We start from the raw sequence: 15,591 nt of genomic DNA on the forward strand, positions 1-15,591 counted from the left end.
CGCATAAAAAAGGGAGGCCGAAGCCTCCCTTTTCCACGCCACTCAACCGATAACGCTTACTCAGGCTGGACCAGCTTGTCACCCCGACGTACGGCGCGCAGCGAGTCCATCACCAGCGCGTAGCTGACGTGGTCGAACGTCTTGAACACCATGAGATGGCCGCCGTACTCATCCGGCAGCTTCGCATCGCGTGAGGTACCGCGGCGGTTGTAGTTACCGCTGACTTCGTCGGTGATCGTCTCGCCCTGGCTCATCACGGTGAACGTCGCACCGTTATCGATGCCATCCGCGGTGCCTGCCGAGATCGACACGACCTGGTGGCGACCCACGCCGTAGCGGGCATCGGTGAGGCCGATGACCCGTGGATCGGTCGGCATGGACTTCGGTGCGTGCGGATAGAAGTACGGATCGTAGGGCTTGTCGTCCACCGGCATGAAGCGATCGCCCTTACGAATCTCCTGGGTCGAATCGACGATGACCAGGCTGGCGATATCGCCATTCGTGACCAGCACTTCCGCCGTACCGATGACCGAGACCTCAACGCCGGCATCCGTACCGGTGCCATTGTGGGTGTCGTGCGTGGTGTCCTCGCGCCAGGGGCTCGGAGCCATCGACACATCGCTATCGAGGTCATCCGCCACGAACGTGCCGTGACCCGGCTCGTTCACCGCATCCAGGTGGCCCGGGTCGTCGCCGTGGTCGCGGAACCGGTGGGTGGGACGAACGATGGCCCAGCGCTGGCCCGGGGTAGCGCTATCAAGATCACGCGCATACACCTTGTTGCCCGGGGTTCCGCGCAGCTTGGCGTCTTCGAAGCCGACCACGTACGGCGCGCTTTCGACGCTATCCGCGTCCATGACGCGCATTTCCTTGAGGAACGTGCGCAGCTCGGCGAGCGGAATGGCCGGGATGGCATCGTCGTCGGTGCGGATACGCGGCTGCAGGCCGAGGCGCGGCGCCCCGCCTAACATGCTCAGGTTGAGCACATCGCCCGGATAGATGAGATGCGGGTTGCGAACCTGGGGGTTGGCCTGCCAGATCTCCGGCCAGAGCCAGGGCTTGCTGAGGAATTTCGCCGAAATATCCCAAAGGGTGTCGCCCTTGCGCACCGTGTAGGTGTCAGGCGCATTCGGTCGCAACTGGGCTGCTGCGGCATAGACGGCCACAGTAAAAAACATGCCGCCGAGCAGCATGGCGAACTTCTTGATCATGGCGGGTTTTCCCCCTTCCCCGGTGCTGTCGCGAGTGTAACCGAATCGTTAACGGGCACAATATGTCACCACGCTCGCCCGGCCCCCGGCGTCAGCGTAGAATGTGTGGGCATCCTACAGGGTCGAAGCGCTTGGTTTTCGCCGACTTGCCCGCAATTTTCCGGGCATGGCGCGCCTCCCCCGGCCCGCAACTGCTTAAGGTGACATCGTGTCTACCCTCACCATCCTTGAATTCCCCGATCCGCGCCTGCGCACCGTCGCTGCGCCGGTGACCTCGTTCGACGCCGAGCTGAAGCAGTTCGTGGCCGATATGTACGAGACCATGTACGCGGCCAACGGCGTCGGCCTGGCCGCCACCCAGGTCAACGTGCACAAGCGCGTGCTCGTCGCCGACATGAGCGAGGGCGGCGATCACCCGATGGTCCTGATCAACGCCGAGATCCTCGAGAAGGACGGCCAGCAGGTCTATCAGGAAGGCTGCCTGTCGTTCCCGGGCATCTACGCCGATGTCACCCGCGCCCTCAAGGTGAAGGTGAAGGCGAACGATGTGGACGGCAACGAGATCATCGTGGAAGCCGAAGGCCCGCTCGCCGTGTGCATCCAGCACGAAATGGACCATCTGGCCGGCAAGGTGTTCGTCGACTACCTCTCCCCGCTGAAGCGCACCATGCTGCTGAAGCGCATGGAGAAACAGCGCAAGGCCAGCGCCTGATCCATGGCGGGCCAACCGTTGCGCGTGGTGTTCGCTGGCACCCCTGAGTTCGCCGTACCCTGTCTCGAAGCCTGCCGTATCGCGGGCGCCGAGGTCGTTGCCGTGTACACCCAGCCCGACCGGCCCGCGGGCCGCGGCCGCAAGCTGGCCGCCAGCCCCGTGAAGGAAGCGGCCCTGGCCGCTGGCATTCCTGTCGAGCAGCCGGAGTCGTTCAAGGCCGAAGCCGACCGTGACCGCCTTGCCGCGCATGCCCCGGACCTCATGGTGGTGGTGGCCTATGGCCTCATCCTGCCGCGCAAGGTCCTGGCCATCCCGCGGCTGGGATGCTGGAACGTGCACGCCTCGCTGCTCCCGCGCTGGCGCGGTGCCGCCCCCATCCAGCGCGCCATTCTGGCGGGGGACACCGAGAGTGGCGTCGACCTGATGCAGATGGAAGCCGGGCTGGATACCGGCCCCGTGCTGGTCGAGCGCCGCACGCCGATCAGCGCCGACGACACCGGCGGTAGCCTGCACGATCGTCTTTCGGCGCTGGGCGCCGATGCGCTGGCCGAAGGGCTGCGCCGCATCCAGGCCGGTGAAGTACTGGAACCCCATACGCAGGCTGCGGAGGGTGTCGAGTACGCCCACAAACTGGACAAGGCGGAAGCTCGCCTTGATTTCAGCCAACCCGCCACAGCGCTGGAGCGTAAGGTGCGCGCGTTCAACCCCTGGCCCGTTGCAGAAGGCGACATCGCGGGTGAGCGCCTGCGCGTCTGGGCCGCACACGCTATTGCTGGCAGGCCCGGTGCCGAACCCGGCACCGTGTTCGCCGCCACGCGCGATGGCATCGATATCGCCTGTGCCGAGGGTGCGCTACGGCTGACTGCCGTACAGCGCGCGGGTGGCCGACGCATTGGCGCAGCGGATTATCTCAATGCCCGGCCGGAGCTAAAGCAGGCCGTTTCGTGAGCAAGGCGCCATCAGTCCGCGCCCTGGCCGCGGAAGCGCTCGCCAGCATCGCGCTGTCGGGCCACTCGCTGCGCGAGGCCGCGGACCGCGCCTTACCCAAGCTGGCCGACCCGCGTGACCGCGCCCTGCTCACGGCCCTGTTGAACGATGGCGCCCGCTGGTGGCCGCGCTTCGATGCGGCGCTCGATCGCCTGCTGGAAAAACCGATCCGTCGCAGTGAGCCGGTGATCCACGCGCTGCTGGTGACCGGCCTGGTCCAGTTGGAAACCCTGCAACTGCCGGGCTATGCCGCCGTGGCCGCCACGGTCGAGGCAGCGCGCGAATTGCGCCGCCCACGGCTCGCCGGCCTGGTCAACGCCGTGCTCCGCCGCTGGCAGCGGGAACGCGAGACGTTGATCGCCGAACTCGATGCGGTACCGGCGACCTGCCATGCCCATCCGGCCTGGCTCGCCTCGGCGATTGCCCACGACTGGCCCGGTCATGCCGAGGCCGTGCTGGCCGCGGCCAATCAGGAACCCCCGTTGATGCTCCGGGTGAACCGCCGGCGGGCCAGCCGCGAAGCGGTCGCCGCGGCACTCGTCGCCGCCGGCCAGGAGGTCGCGCTCCATCCGTGGCTCGCCGATGGTCTCGTGCTACCGCACAGCACCGACATCACCCGCCTGCCCGGCTTTGCCGATGGCCATTTCGCTGTGCAGGACGGCGCGGCCCAGGTACCTGCCGATCTCCTCGATGTACAGGATGGCCAGCGCGTTCTTGACGCATGCGCCGCCCCCGGCGGCAAGGCTTGCCACGTCCTGGAACGAGCCCATGTGTCGCTACTGGCCGTCGAATACGACAGTCCCCGTGCCGGACGGATCCGCCAGAACCTGGAGCGCCTGCATCTGGAAGCCGAGGTAGTCGTTGGCGACGCCGGCGACACCAGCGCGTGGTGGAACGGCCAGGCCTTCGATCGGATCATGATCGATGCCCCGTGCTCTGCCACGGGCGTTATCCGCCGACGTCCCGACGTGCGTCTGCACCGCCGCGCCGCCGATATCGACGTGCTCGTCGCCCAGCAGTCCCGGATCCTGTCCGCGTGCTGGGAAACGCTGGCTCCCGGCGGCCGGCTGCTCTACGTCACCTGCTCGCTGCTGCGCCAGGAAAATGAAGGTGTCGTCGGCGCGTTCATGGCCGGACGCGACGACGCGAGCATCGTGCCGTTCACGCTCCCGATCGGTCAGGCTGCCGCGATCGGCTGGCAGATATTGCCCGGCGATGGCGACCTCGACGGGATGTACTACGCCTTGCTCGAAAGAAGGCCGGCGTAGGCCTTCTCGGTGGCGTCCACGAAGTGTTCCAGGCCGAATTCCGCCTCGGCATGCGCGCGAGCGGCCATCCCCATGGCAGGCAACCCCGCGCGCTGCGTCCACAGACCTCGCAAGGCTTCCGCGATCGCATCCAGGTGGCGCGCGGGTACCACCCAGCCATCGCTGCCCCGGCGGATGTTCTCGGGTAACCCCGCGTAGTCGCTGACCAGGACCGGCTTGCCCATGGCCATCATTTCGCGACACGCGAACGAGATGGTCTCCACATCCCAGGACAGGACGAAGCCGGCATCGAGGCAGGCCACCATCGGCCGCACATCGTCCAGCCGCCCGGTGAAATGGACGAGGTGAGACACGCCCAGCGCTTCGATCCGCGCAAGGTCGTCGGCGCCGGGCAGACCGCCCGCCAGCACCACACGGAAGCGCTCGCTCTCGTCAGGTCCCAGCCGCGCCAGCGCTTCCAGGAGATCCATCCAGCCCTTGTAGCGTGCCGTACCGGCATTGCTGCCGATGAGCAGCGCGGCCTCATTCCCGGTGGGCTTGAGCCATGTCGCGCGGTCGCCCGCCGGGACAGCCCCAGGCGCGAAACGGTGGATATCCACGCCATTGAACACCGTCGCCAGGCGACAACGCGCGTAAGGCGAGGCCTCGAGCTGGCGCCGCACATAGGCGCAGACGGCAATGACCATGTCGGTGCCGAAGCGCGCGCGCCACGCGTGCCCAAGGCCGGTCATCGGCTTTGAGTTGTGCTTGGTAAGAACGATCGCGGGCCGACGGCGCAGGCCGCGCACGGCGGCCATCACGAGCCGGTGATCCGCCGAGCCGTTCACGTGGACGATGTCCATCTCGTGTTCGCGCAGCCAGCCGGCCAGCTGGCGCAGGGCACGGCGCCGCGCGGCCAGCTTGCCCAGGCCATTGGGAAACGGCTGGTCGAGCACGGCAATGCCTTCGATGCCTCGCGCCTCGCGATTCAGCCGGCTGCCGGCTGGCGCGGCGACGTGGACAGCATGCTGTGCGGCGAGGCCACGGGCCAGGCCGACCACGTACGTGGTGTGGCCGCCGCCGTCGCCAGCGTGGAAGTTCGTCAACAGGACCTTCATGCCCGACCTTTGCGGTAGCTGAATTGCGGCCGGACCACCGTGTATCCACGGAGCGGCATCCACGATCCGTTAAAGTAACATGCCTCGCGTGCCCGGCTTCCGCCCCACGGCGCGAGCGGGCCCGTCACGGGCCACCCACTGATACAAGGTGCCGAGTGCAAGATAAACCCAACGCGTGGCGCCCCTGGATCCTGTCGCTGCTGATCGCGGTCATGCCCGTGTCGTTCGCGCTGCCGCTGAAAGCCAAGGCCCTGCCCGCCGCCATTCTGTTGCTTGTAGGCCTGTGGTTGCTCGCCACCGATGCGGAAACCCGCCGCGCCTTTCGCCGTGCCCGGCTCGTGCTCGTGCCGGTGGCGCTGGCCTTTGCGTTCTGGCTTGGTAACACCCTGCTCCACGGGATCCCGCTCAGGCAGTTCGACGTCATGTCGCACATCCTTGCTTTCCTGCCGATCGCGGCATGTTTCGCCGCTCCCCTGCGCCCCATCGTGCTGCGCCTTGGGTTCAGCGCATCGGCGGCGGCGCTCGGGCTCATTTGCATGGAGCAGCACTACATCGAGGGCATCGATCGCGCGTACGGCATCAATAACGGCCTGTGGGGCGCGATCGAGTTCGGCATGTTCATCCTGGTGCTGTCGCTCATGGGCATCGTCCAGGCGCTTCGCCTCGAGCTGCGCCCCGGCGAGCGGATCATGCATGGCTTGTTCGCGGCCATGGGTTTCTATGGTGCGCTGCTGACACAGAGCCGCGGCCCGCTGCTCGCCTGCATCCCGGTCGTCGTACTGCTGGTGGTCATCCAGGCACGGCGCACGGGCCGCTGGCGGCAGGCGCTCGGCGTGCTGGTGCTGGGTGTCCTCGTCGTCGGCATCGCCACGACCACCCTGCATGGGGAAGTCGCCGAGCGCTTCGCGAAAGTGTCCGAGGAGATGTCCACCTACAGCGAAAGCGACACGACCGGCGCCGTCCGCGAGCGCATCGAAATGTGGCGCAACGCCGGGTCGGCCGTCGCCGAGCACCCGCTCACCGGGGTTGGCTTGAATCAGTTCGGCACCTACGCGCGCGGTCGCATCGCTGAGGGCAAGGCCGCCGATTCGATCGAGCAATACGACCACCCGCACAGCGAATACCTGGAATGGGCGGTGACCGGTGGCATTCCGGCGCTAGCCTTGCTGCTCTTGATGTTCGGCGCATCGCTTTGGTTCTTCGGACGGCACGCCATGCATCGCGACAATGGCATCGCCATGCCGGCCTGTGCCGGCCTGGCCGTCACTGGCATGTACGCGCTCTGCGGCCTGACCGATAACGTGTTCTACCGGGCCATGCCCCACTCACTGTATTTCTTCCTTACGCTGGGGCTAGCCGTATATATCGGCCGGATGCTCAGCCTGCGCGAATCATTGAACCGGGGTCCCTGAACCATGGCATCGATCAACCTCATCGCCTGGGACAACGGACGCGGGCTTACCCATGACATCCGCCTGTTCGAACAGGCCCTGCGTGACCTTGGCCACGAAGTCACGGTGACGCGGACGCCCCAGCGCGCCCACGGGCTACCGTGGCGCGCCTGGGGCAAGACGCTGGCCATGCGTGCGCGCTGGCTGCTGGGCAAGGGGCCGTACCGCTATGACCTTGGCCTCACCATCGAGCACGTTCATCCGGGTTACCTCGGCATGTCCCGGCGCAACGCGCTGGTCCCGCACCCGGAGTGGTTAAGCCGTCGCGATCGCCGCTACCTGCATCGCTTCGACACCATCCTGTGCAAGACCGACAGTGCACGGGATACCTTCCGCGGGCTCGGCCTGCCGACAGCGCAGTTCGGCTTCATCAGCACAGACTGCCGCCGAACCGATGTCGCGCGAGACCGGGCATTCCTGCACCTGGCTGGCGGCAGCCGCATGAAGGGCACGGAGCGGCTGCTCGAGGTATGGCGCCGGCACCCGGAGTGGCCGACGCTCCATGTGCTGCAATCGCCCTCCGTCGCAGCGCCCAACCACCCGCCCGCCGCTCCCAACCTCGATCACCAGGTGACCTTTCTCTCCGATATCGAGGCGATCCGGCGCCTGCAGAATGCCCACCTGTTCCACTTGTGTCTTTCGGAGGCCGAAGGCTGGGGGCACTACATCGTCGAGGCGATGAGTTGTGGCGCGGTGGTCCTTGCCACCGATGGCGCGCCGATGAACGAACTGATCACTGACGAGCGTGGCATGCGCGTCGCAGCGCACGAAAACGGCACGCTCAATGCGGCGACCCTATGGCAGTTCGACGAAGCCGCGCTCGAAGCGTGCGTGGAACGGATCATCCGGATGCCGGATGACGAGGCCATGGCCCTCGGCCACGCGGCCCGGCAGTGGTACGAAGCCAACCAGGCGGGATTCCCGCAACGACTCGGGCGGGCGCTCGACGACCTTCTTCAGCGCTGACCCGCCCGCCTAGACGCGCCAGCGACAGACCAGGCTGTACGACTAAAGTCAGCTATTCTCGCGATCGTGCGTTTAGAATTCATGATCCCTTAACGGTAACGACGCCCTTGTCCAACAGCGCCTATACCCGCTCGGAACATATTCGCGCCCTGTGGCCCTGGTTGCCGCTGTGGGCCGCCATGGCCCTGCTGGCTATCTTTTCGCACGGCCCGATGCCGATGTTTTCAACGCGGACCCTGGCGGTCGCGTGGGATATGTGGGCGCACCACCAGTGGCTCGTGCCGCACATCAATGGCGAGCCGTACAGCGAAAAAGTGCCCCTGCTGTTCTGGATGATCCACGCAGGCTGGGCGGTTTTCGGCGTCAGCGACGTATGGCCGCGGCTGCTCGAAGTCATCTTTGGCGGCGCTCAACTCGTGCTCGCGTCGGTCCTCGCCGGCCGCCTGTTCCCGGCGCGCCCCTGGGTGGCCAAGGCGACGCCGTGGCTGCTCATGGCATTCGCCTACGCGTTCCTGTTCGGCCTGCAGATCATGTACGAAGTACTGCTCTGCGCCTGGGTGCTTTCGGCCCTGCTTTGCCTGGTGCCAACGGCCACCCGTGCAGCACCACGCTGGTGGCTTTTCGGGTTAATCGTCGGCGCCGGCCTGCTGACCAAGGGACCGGTCATGCTGCTGCATGTGCTGTTTCCCTTCCTCCTCGGCCCGCTGTGGAATGACTGGGCCCGGGAAAACAAGGCACGTTGGTACGGCATGGGCCTGCTTGGCCTGCTCATCGGCCTGGCGATCCTGATCGCATGGGCGATCCCGGCTGGCGAAGCGGGTGGCGAAGCCTATCGGCAGCGCCTGTTCTTCACCCAGACCGCCGGCCGCGTCGTCGATACGCATGCGCAGGATCTGCAGAACCACGCGCACCCAGCGTGGTATTACCTGCTGTTCCTGCCGGTCATCGTGTTTCCGCTGAGTGGCTGGCTGCGCGGCCTCGTGGCTTTACCTGCAACGCTGCTCCGCAAGCCCTGGCGCCCAGGCGCTTCCGGGTCGATCGCCTGCGCCGCCGCCGCCCTGGTCCTGCTGCTCGTCTCGATGCTGGCGCATTTCCCGCCATTGATCGACAAGCTGCTGATCGTGTTGTTGGTGGTACCGCTGTTTATCGCGCTGATGCGCCAGCCGCTCGAACCGGGCCTGCGCTTCCTCGTGTGCTGGCTGCTGCCGACCTTCCTGGTGTTTTCGCTGATCACGGGCAAGCAGCTCTATTACCTGCTGCCGGAGCTGGGTGGCGTGACCATGCTGGTCGCGGCCTGCGTCGCCGACCTGCGCGAGCGCCATCCGAAACTCGCCAACCATTGTGCACTCGGCACCTGGCCGCTCTCGGTCGGCGCCTTTTTGCTGGCGATCGTGTTGTTCGCCATGCCCGCCGTGGTACCGACACGCTTTCCTGACAATATCTGGCTTACCGGCATGGCGCCGTACGCCCGCTTTTTCGGCGTGGTATTCATCGTGCTGGGCGCCTTGCTGCTCTTGCGCGGGCGTGGCGAGATGCGTCGGCTCGCGTTTGCTGGCCTGATCGGCACGGTAGCACTCAATGCGCTGTTCACCCTGGGCCTCTGGTACCGCTACGACCTGACGCCTGCATCGCTCTATCTTGCACAGGCCGATAGTGCGGGCCGGCCCATCGGCAACCTCGGCGTGTCGTATAACGGCCAGTACCATTTTGCTGGCCGCCTGATGCACCCCATCGCCAAGATCAAGGTGAAACCCGGCGTAACGGTCTCCACCGACGATGATGACGATACCGTCGTGCACGACGGCGATACCCTGGACGATTTTGCCCAGCATCATCCGGATGGCCTGATCATTTCGTATGCCAAGCATCCGCCGGCCGAGGCATACCGTTTCGCCCGCCTGGTCCAACCGTCGCGCACGGGCTGGCTGATGATCTGGGATGCCGCCACGCTGAATGCCCTGCAGAGCGGCCGCGTGCCCGCCGAGCCCAGCGTGCCGACCCAGTTGTACCCGCTCGACTACTGGCGCACCCGCGCCGCCGTGCGATGACCGATCCTCTGGTCGAGCGACTGCGTGCCCAGGTGGGCGGCGTGCGTGATGGCGCGCTGCTGCGCTTCTCGATTGGCAACGCGTTGCTGGCGGATGGGCAATACGCGGACGCCGCGCTCGCGTTTCGCGACGCCCTGGGCTTCGATCCCGCCTACTCCGCCGCGTGGAAGCTGCTCGGCAAGACCCTGCTCGCCATGGACGACGAAGCGGGTGCCGCCGATGCGTGGCGCCAGGGTATCGAGGTCGCCACGGCGCGTGGCGACGTTCAGGCCAGCAAGGAAATGACGGTTTTCCTCAACCGGCTGTCGCGGAAGGGCTGACCTTGTAGGGGTCCGGCCGGTCGTGCGCCGTGAACCGCTTGTAATGCCACTGGTACTGCGGGAACGCGATCTCGACGCACTGCTGCACGCCACGGTTGAGGGCCGCGCAAGCGACCTTCGTGTCGGCATCGGCCACGCCTTCCGGTGCCGGCAGCACATGAATGCGAAACCCCCGGCCATCGGGCAGGCGCTCGGCGAAGCTGAAGAGCACGGTCGCCCCCGTACGCGAGGCGAGCCGGGGCAACAGCACCATGGTGAGTGCATCCACGCCAAAGAACGGTGCGAACTCGCCCTCGCCCTCGCGCGGCTTCTGGTCCGGAAGAATGCCCACCGTTCCGCCCGCGCCCAGCCGCTTGAACAGGGTACGCACGCCAGCGCCTTCCGCACGCACTTGCTCTGGCGCCAGCTTGCCGCGGACCTTGCGCAGCAGGGCCTCGATCGCGTGGATGCGCGGCGGCCGATACAGGATCGCCATGGGCGTCTTGCTGCACAGCCAGTAATTCAGCAACTCCCAGCAGCCAAGGTGCGGCGCGGCGATGATCACGCCCTTACCCGAGGCCAGGGCGGCCTCGAACAACTCGCCGCCCACCACCTCGCGGACCAGGCCCAGGGCCTTGTCCGAGCCGCCGCCCCAGATCGCTGCGATCTCCGTGGCGCCCTTGCCCTCCTCTTCCATCGTGCGGCGCAGGAGTAGCGCGCGCTCATCGGCGGCGAGCTCCGGCCGGGTCAGGCCCAGGTTCGTCGCCGTGTAGCGGGCACTCCGGGAATGCGAACGCAGCGAACGGCGACCGATCCAGGCGCCGATGGCGTGGACGGTGCGTAGGGGCAGCAGGCTGACCAGGCGGAGCAGCAGGTAGAGAAGGTAAATGTCCGGGCGCATTCCCCGAATGGTAACCGCTCCTTTAAGCTTGGCGCCCGGCCGCCGCTACAGAATCCATGATTGCCCTGATCCAGCGTGTCGAATCCGCGCGCGTCGATGTCGACGAAGAAACGGTGGGTGCCATCGGCGCCGGGCTGCTTGCGCTCGTGGCCGTCGAACCCGGCGATGGCGAGCCCCAGTGCCGCCGCATGCTGGAGCGGCTACTCGGCTACCGGGTGTTCTCCGATGCCGAGGGCAAGATGAATCTTGGCCTGGCCGAGACCGACGGGGCGTTGCTGCTGGTGAGCCAGTTCACCCTGGCCGCCGATACCCGCAAGGGCATGCGACCCAGCTTCACCACCGCCGCGCCACCCGAGGAGGGCCGACGCTGGTTCGACCGGCTGGTGGCCCTGGCGCGCGACGCCCACCCCCGGGGGGTGGAAACCGGGCGCTTTGGTGCCCATATGAAGGTTCACCTGATCAACGATGGCCCGGTCACTTTCCGTCTGGAGGTGCGCTGAGGCGTATCCAGGGGGGCCTGGGCCCCCGCTTCCGCCCCCATCCCGACGCAACCGCCCGGCCCGCAAGGCTTTCTGGCGCGATTCTTGCGTCCCCCGGATGGGGTCAATCCACTTGAAAACTGGTCAAAAAATCATCAAATGACTATACTGATCGGTTCCTGTAACCCGCGGCGGTCGGCATGACTAACAAAGCTCACGAGCAACAGTCTGAAATCAAGCAGCTCATCTCCAAGGGCTTGGAGCAGGGCTACCTGACGTATGCCGAAATCAATGACCACCTGCCTGACGACATTGTCGATCCGGAGCAGATCGAAGACATCATGGCGGTGCTCAAGGGCGTCGGCATCGAGGTCCATGATTCCGCGCCTGATACCGACACCATCAGCGACGGTGGCGCCCCGGGCTCCGGCACGGATGACGAATCCGCCGCCGAAGAAGCTGTGGCCCTGCTCTCGGCGGTCGATTCCGAGGTGGGCCGCACCACCGACCCGGTGCGCATGTACATGCGCGAGATGGGCACGGTCGAGCTGCTCACGCGCGAAGGCGAAATCGCCATCGCCAAGCGCATCGAAGAGGGCCTGAACCAGGTCCAGACCGCGCTTGCCTCGTTCCCGCTCACGATCCAGCTGCTGCTGGAAGAGTACGACCAGCACCTGGAAGGCAAGCGCCGCCTCAGCGAGATCCTGGCCGGCTTCGCCGACCTCGAAGCCGCGGCCGATGAGGCCCAGGCCGCCGCCGCTGATTCCGATTCGGACGCCTCCGATGGCGAGAGCGACGACGAAGACGACAGCGCGGATGCCTCCGGTGGCGGTAGCGGTGGCAGTGACGAAGAAGAGGAAGCGGGCCCGACCGGTCCCGACCCGGAAGAAGTGAAGCGCCGCATGGAAGAGCTGCGTTCGCTGCACGGCAAGTTCCAGAAGTCCGCGCCCAAGGCCGAGATCAACGACAAGAAGGTCGCGAAGATCCGCGAGCAGATGTCCGAGGCGTTCCTCAACCTCAAGCTGCCCTCGGCCCTGATCGACAGCTTCGTGCGCAAGCTGCGTGAGGTGGTGAACGATATCCGTCACCACGAGCGCATCCTCATGGACATCTTCGTCAAGCAGGTGAAGATGCCGCGTGCGGAGTTCCTGAAGAGCTTCCCGTCGAACGAAGGCAACCTCGAGTGGGCCGCCGACCTGTCGCGCAAGCGCCAGAAGTGGTCGCCGAACATCAAGAACTTCCGCGAAGCCATCGATGGCGAGCAGGAGAAGCTGGCGCAGATCGAGCGCACGCTGTACCTGCCGCTCACCGATATCAAGGAAATCAACCGCGCCATGTCCGTGGGCGAGGCCAAGGCCCGCCGTGCCAAGAAGGAAATGGTCGAGGCCAACCTGCGCCTCGTGATCTCCATCGCCAAGAAGTACACCAACCGCGGCCTGCAGTTCCTCGACCTCATCCAGGAAGGCAACATCGGCCTGATGAAGGCCGTGGACAAGTTCGAATACCGCCGCGGCTACAAGTTCTCCACGTACGCCACGTGGTGGATCCGCCAGGCCATCACCCGTTCGATCGCCGACCAGGCGCGCACCATCCGTATCCCGGTGCACATGATCGAAACGATCAACAAGCTCAACCGCATCTCCCGCCAGATGCTCCAGCAGTTCGGCCGTGAGCCGACGCCGGAAGAACTGGCCAAGGAAATGGAGATGCCGGAAGACAAGATCCGCAAGGTCCTGAAGATCGCGAAGGAACCGATCTCCATGGAAACGCCGATCGGCGACGATGAAGATTCGCACCTTGGCGATTTCATCGAGGACACCAACGCCAGCTCGCCGATCGATTCGGCGACGGAAACGGGCCTCATGGAAACCGTGCGCGACGTGCTCGCCGGCCTCACCCCGCGTGAGGCCAAGGTGCTGCGCATGCGCTTCGGCATCGATATGAACACGGACCACACGCTGGAAGAAGTCGGCAAGCAGTTCGACGTCACCCGCGAGCGCATCCGCCAGATTGAAGCCAAGGCCCTGCGCAAGCTGCGCCACCCGAGCCGTTCGGAGACGCTGCGGTCGTTCCTGGATATCGATTGATTCGGGCGAACATCCGGTGATATGAAAACGCCCGCGCAAGCGGGCGTTTTTTGGCCCACACACATGCCAGTGTAAGGTTTCGCTGATTGACGGCCACCGGATCCCGTCGCATGATCACTCCACCCCCCCGTCGGTTTCGGTCGCCGGGCCGCACGCCACCCCTTCGAGGGTGGCGTTGCCTTTTCCAAGGACAGGAAAAAGTGCGCACAGCGATTTACGTGGATGGCTTCAATGTGTTCCACCGGCTTCTAGAGGGTCGGTCAAACGTCAAGTGGCTCGACCTTTTTGCACTCGCGAAGCATGCGCTTCGAGAAGAGAACAGTATCGTGCTCGTTCGCTACTTCACTGCCAGGGTCACAGACATACCCGCGGACCCTGAAAAATCAACAAGGCAAGATGTTTACCTGCGCGCATTGGAGGCAAGCGGCGTGCATATCCACTATGGAAAATTCCGCGAGCGCCAGAAACGAGCCCGACTCGTCGAGCCCTGCAGCGACACATTGAACTCATATGTGAGTATTTGGTCACGCGAGGAAAAAGGGTCGGACGTCAATCTCGCGGTACACATGACCAACGATGCGTGGAAGGGTGAATTCGACTGTGCCGTAGTGGTTTCCAACGATTCTGACCTAGCGGAGGCACTCCGCCTTGTCAGGGACATGGGCAAGACCGTGGGCATACTTTCCCCGGTGACCGCGCCCGCCATAGACCTCCGTCGCCATGCCGACTTCGTGCGACCCATCCGTCCCGTTCACTTGGCGCGATCGCAGTTTCCTCTGGTCATCGAGCTTCATGATGGTCACAAGATTACTTGTCCACCCGACTGGTTTGTAGAACGCTAGACCTACCAATGCACCGCAAAGAGCGCGCATATCCGCATATATTTCATGTTCTCGGAGCGACAAGCCGTTGAGGCAATCCGTAGAGCTAAGTCTGCCGGAATTTCTCGCGCACAAGACGGGCGCCCACCCAAATGCTGAGCTGGAAAGAATCGACGCGTCGCGTTCCGCTAGAGAGGGCTTCTTTGGGATGCTATAGGTTCAACGGGACCTTGTTATCCGGCATCGAGGCGGCAGCATTGCCGTCGGCCGCACTTGAGAAGCCGCTGGCCACCTGCCACGATCCAGCGATGACGATCTATCGCGGCTCAACGAAGCAGATTCGCGACCTTACGACCTTGCGCCGGGTCCGTGATCGCATCGATCGCGACTACGCCCAGCCATTGAATGTCGAAGCCCTCGCCCAGGCCGCGCATATGTCTGCGGGCCACCTTAGCCGGCAGTTTAAGGCGGCGTATGGAGAATCGGTCTACAGCTACCTGATGACGCGGCGGGTAGAGCGGGCCATGGCGCTGTTCCGGCGTGGCGACATCAGCGTGACCGACGCGTGCTTCACCGTAGGCTGCTCATCGCTGGGCACGTTCAGCACCAGGTTCTCGGAACTTGTCGGCATGTCGCCGGCGGCGTATCGGCGCGAACAGGCCAAGGCGACGGAAGGCATGCCCTCGTGCGTGGCGCGTGTCGTCACGCGACCCGTCAGGAATCAAGAAGCGGCGACCGGGAAACCCGACCTAGACTGAGCTCACTGACCTCATCGATACGGAGAACGCCATGGATATCTCGATCAACGCCAGCTTCCTCGCCCAGAACGACCCTGACGCCGCCCTCGCCTTCTATCGCGACATTCTTGGTTTCGAACTGCGTAATGATGTCGGGTACGGCGGCAAACGGTGGATCACCGTGGGGCCCGTCGGCCAGCCGCAGACATCCATCGTGCTCTACCCGCCGGAAGCCAGCCCGGGTGTGACCGACGATGAGCGCCGTACGATCGCTGAGATGATGGCCAAGGGCACCTTCGGCATCATCCTGCTCGCCAGCAAAAACCTTGATGCGACCTTCGAGCAGTTGCAGGCGAAGCAGGCGGATATCGTGCAGGAGCCGACCGACCAGCCGTATGGCGTGCGCGACTGCGCAGTGCGCGATCCTGCGGGCAACATGATTCGGATTCAGCAGGCCGCTTGACGCTGTAGGAGCGGGCTTGCGCGCGATCGCGCGCCAGCGCGCTCCTACAGGGATGATCGGCCAT

15 protein-coding genes are annotated in these 15,591 nt (G+C 65.2%); 12 read left to right on the top strand and 3 right to left on the bottom strand.

Translation table 11 applies throughout. The annotated features are described in order from the left end of the window. Positions 1 to 56: 56 nt before the first annotated feature. A complete protein-coding gene (locus VGN46_RS08120) occupies positions 57 to 1,211 on the bottom strand; it encodes a LysM peptidoglycan-binding domain-containing protein (RefSeq protein WP_331642531.1) in 1,155 nt (384 codons plus the stop codon). Positions 1,212 to 1,419: 208 nt separating this feature from the next. Between VGN46_RS08120 and def the strand changes: the two genes are divergently transcribed. From def to rsmB, 3 genes are read left to right on the top strand one after another with little or no spacing between them, the layout of a single operon-like run. After that, the gene (gene def, locus VGN46_RS08125) at positions 1,420 to 1,923 is read left to right on the top strand and encodes a peptide deformylase (protein ID WP_331642533.1); all 504 of its coding nucleotides are present in this window, start codon (positions 1,420 to 1,422) and stop codon (positions 1,921 to 1,923) included. A gap of 3 nt (positions 1,924 to 1,926) precedes the next feature. Then, positions 1,927 to 2,871, top strand: a complete 945-nt coding sequence (fmt, locus tag VGN46_RS08130; RefSeq protein WP_331642535.1) for a methionyl-tRNA formyltransferase — start codon at positions 1,927 to 1,929, stop codon at positions 2,869 to 2,871. After that, positions 2,868 to 4,178 (top strand): 16S rRNA (cytosine(967)-C(5))-methyltransferase RsmB, encoded by a 1,311-nt coding sequence (gene rsmB / locus VGN46_RS08135; RefSeq protein WP_331642537.1) that lies wholly within the window; start codon positions 2,868 to 2,870, stop codon positions 4,176 to 4,178. Before fmt ends, rsmB begins: the two co-directional genes overlap by 4 nt. Here the strand turns inward: rsmB and VGN46_RS08140 are convergent. Then, the gene (locus tag VGN46_RS08140; RefSeq protein WP_331642539.1) at positions 4,148 to 5,275 is read right to left on the bottom strand and encodes a glycosyltransferase family 4 protein; all 1,128 of its coding nucleotides are present in this window, start codon (positions 5,273 to 5,275) and stop codon (positions 4,148 to 4,150) included. The two genes, rsmB and VGN46_RS08140, sit on opposite strands and share 31 nt — an antisense overlap. 155 nt (positions 5,276 to 5,430) lie before the next feature. Here VGN46_RS08140 and VGN46_RS08145 point away from each other — a divergent pair, with 155 nt between their 5' ends. The 4 genes from VGN46_RS08145 (at position 5,431) to VGN46_RS08160 (ending at position 10,060) form a co-directional block, all read left to right on the top strand. Next, positions 5,431 to 6,687, top strand: a complete 1,257-nt coding sequence (locus VGN46_RS08145) for an O-antigen ligase family protein (protein WP_331642541.1) — start codon at positions 5,431 to 5,433, stop codon at positions 6,685 to 6,687. 3 nt (positions 6,688 to 6,690) lie between these two features. Then, a complete protein-coding gene (locus VGN46_RS08150; RefSeq protein WP_331642543.1) occupies positions 6,691 to 7,692 on the top strand; it encodes a glycosyltransferase in 1,002 nt (333 codons plus the stop codon). A gap of 107 nt (positions 7,693 to 7,799) precedes the next feature. Next, positions 7,800 to 9,740 (top strand): ArnT family glycosyltransferase, encoded by a 1,941-nt coding sequence (locus tag VGN46_RS08155; RefSeq protein WP_331642545.1) that lies wholly within the window; start codon positions 7,800 to 7,802, stop codon positions 9,738 to 9,740. Continuing rightward, positions 9,737 to 10,060, top strand: coding sequence for a tetratricopeptide repeat protein (locus VGN46_RS08160; RefSeq protein WP_331642547.1), 324 nt, complete (start codon positions 9,737 to 9,739; stop codon positions 10,058 to 10,060). The genes VGN46_RS08155 and VGN46_RS08160 overlap by 4 nt, the downstream gene beginning before the upstream one ends. On the opposite strand, the gene VGN46_RS08165 is transcribed toward VGN46_RS08160, so the two are convergent. Further along, positions 10,035 to 10,940: a lipid A biosynthesis acyltransferase gene (locus tag VGN46_RS08165; protein WP_331642549.1), complete on the bottom strand. Its 906-nt coding sequence runs from the start codon at positions 10,938 to 10,940 to the stop codon at positions 10,035 to 10,037. The two genes, VGN46_RS08160 and VGN46_RS08165, sit on opposite strands and share 26 nt — an antisense overlap. Before the next feature lie 56 nt (positions 10,941 to 10,996). Here VGN46_RS08165 and dtd point away from each other — a divergent pair, with 56 nt between their 5' ends. The 5 genes from dtd to VGN46_RS08190 all read left to right on the top strand — a co-directional run bounded on the left by dtd (position 10,997) and on the right by VGN46_RS08190 (position 15,527). Then, complete coding sequence (gene dtd, locus VGN46_RS08170) at positions 10,997 to 11,440, top strand: D-aminoacyl-tRNA deacylase (protein WP_331642551.1); 444 nt, start codon at positions 10,997 to 10,999, stop codon at positions 11,438 to 11,440. A gap of 179 nt (positions 11,441 to 11,619) precedes the next feature. Further along, positions 11,620 to 13,506: an RNA polymerase sigma factor RpoD gene (gene rpoD / locus VGN46_RS08175; RefSeq protein ID WP_331642554.1), complete on the top strand. Its 1,887-nt coding sequence runs from the start codon at positions 11,620 to 11,622 to the stop codon at positions 13,504 to 13,506. 200 nt (positions 13,507 to 13,706) lie between these two features. Beyond that, complete coding sequence (locus VGN46_RS08180; protein ID WP_331642556.1) at positions 13,707 to 14,348, top strand: NYN domain-containing protein; 642 nt, start codon at positions 13,707 to 13,709, stop codon at positions 14,346 to 14,348. A gap of 131 nt (positions 14,349 to 14,479) precedes the next feature. Then, a complete protein-coding gene (locus tag VGN46_RS08185; RefSeq protein ID WP_331642558.1) occupies positions 14,480 to 15,085 on the top strand; it encodes a helix-turn-helix transcriptional regulator in 606 nt (201 codons plus the stop codon). Positions 15,086 to 15,116: 31 nt separating this feature from the next. Further along, a complete protein-coding gene (locus VGN46_RS08190; protein WP_331642560.1) occupies positions 15,117 to 15,527 on the top strand; it encodes a VOC family protein in 411 nt (136 codons plus the stop codon). Positions 15,528 to 15,591: the final 64 nt, after the last annotated feature.

This window comes from Luteibacter sp., assembly GCF_036500425.1.
Classification (GTDB): Bacteria; Pseudomonadota; Gammaproteobacteria; order Xanthomonadales; family Rhodanobacteraceae; genus Luteibacter.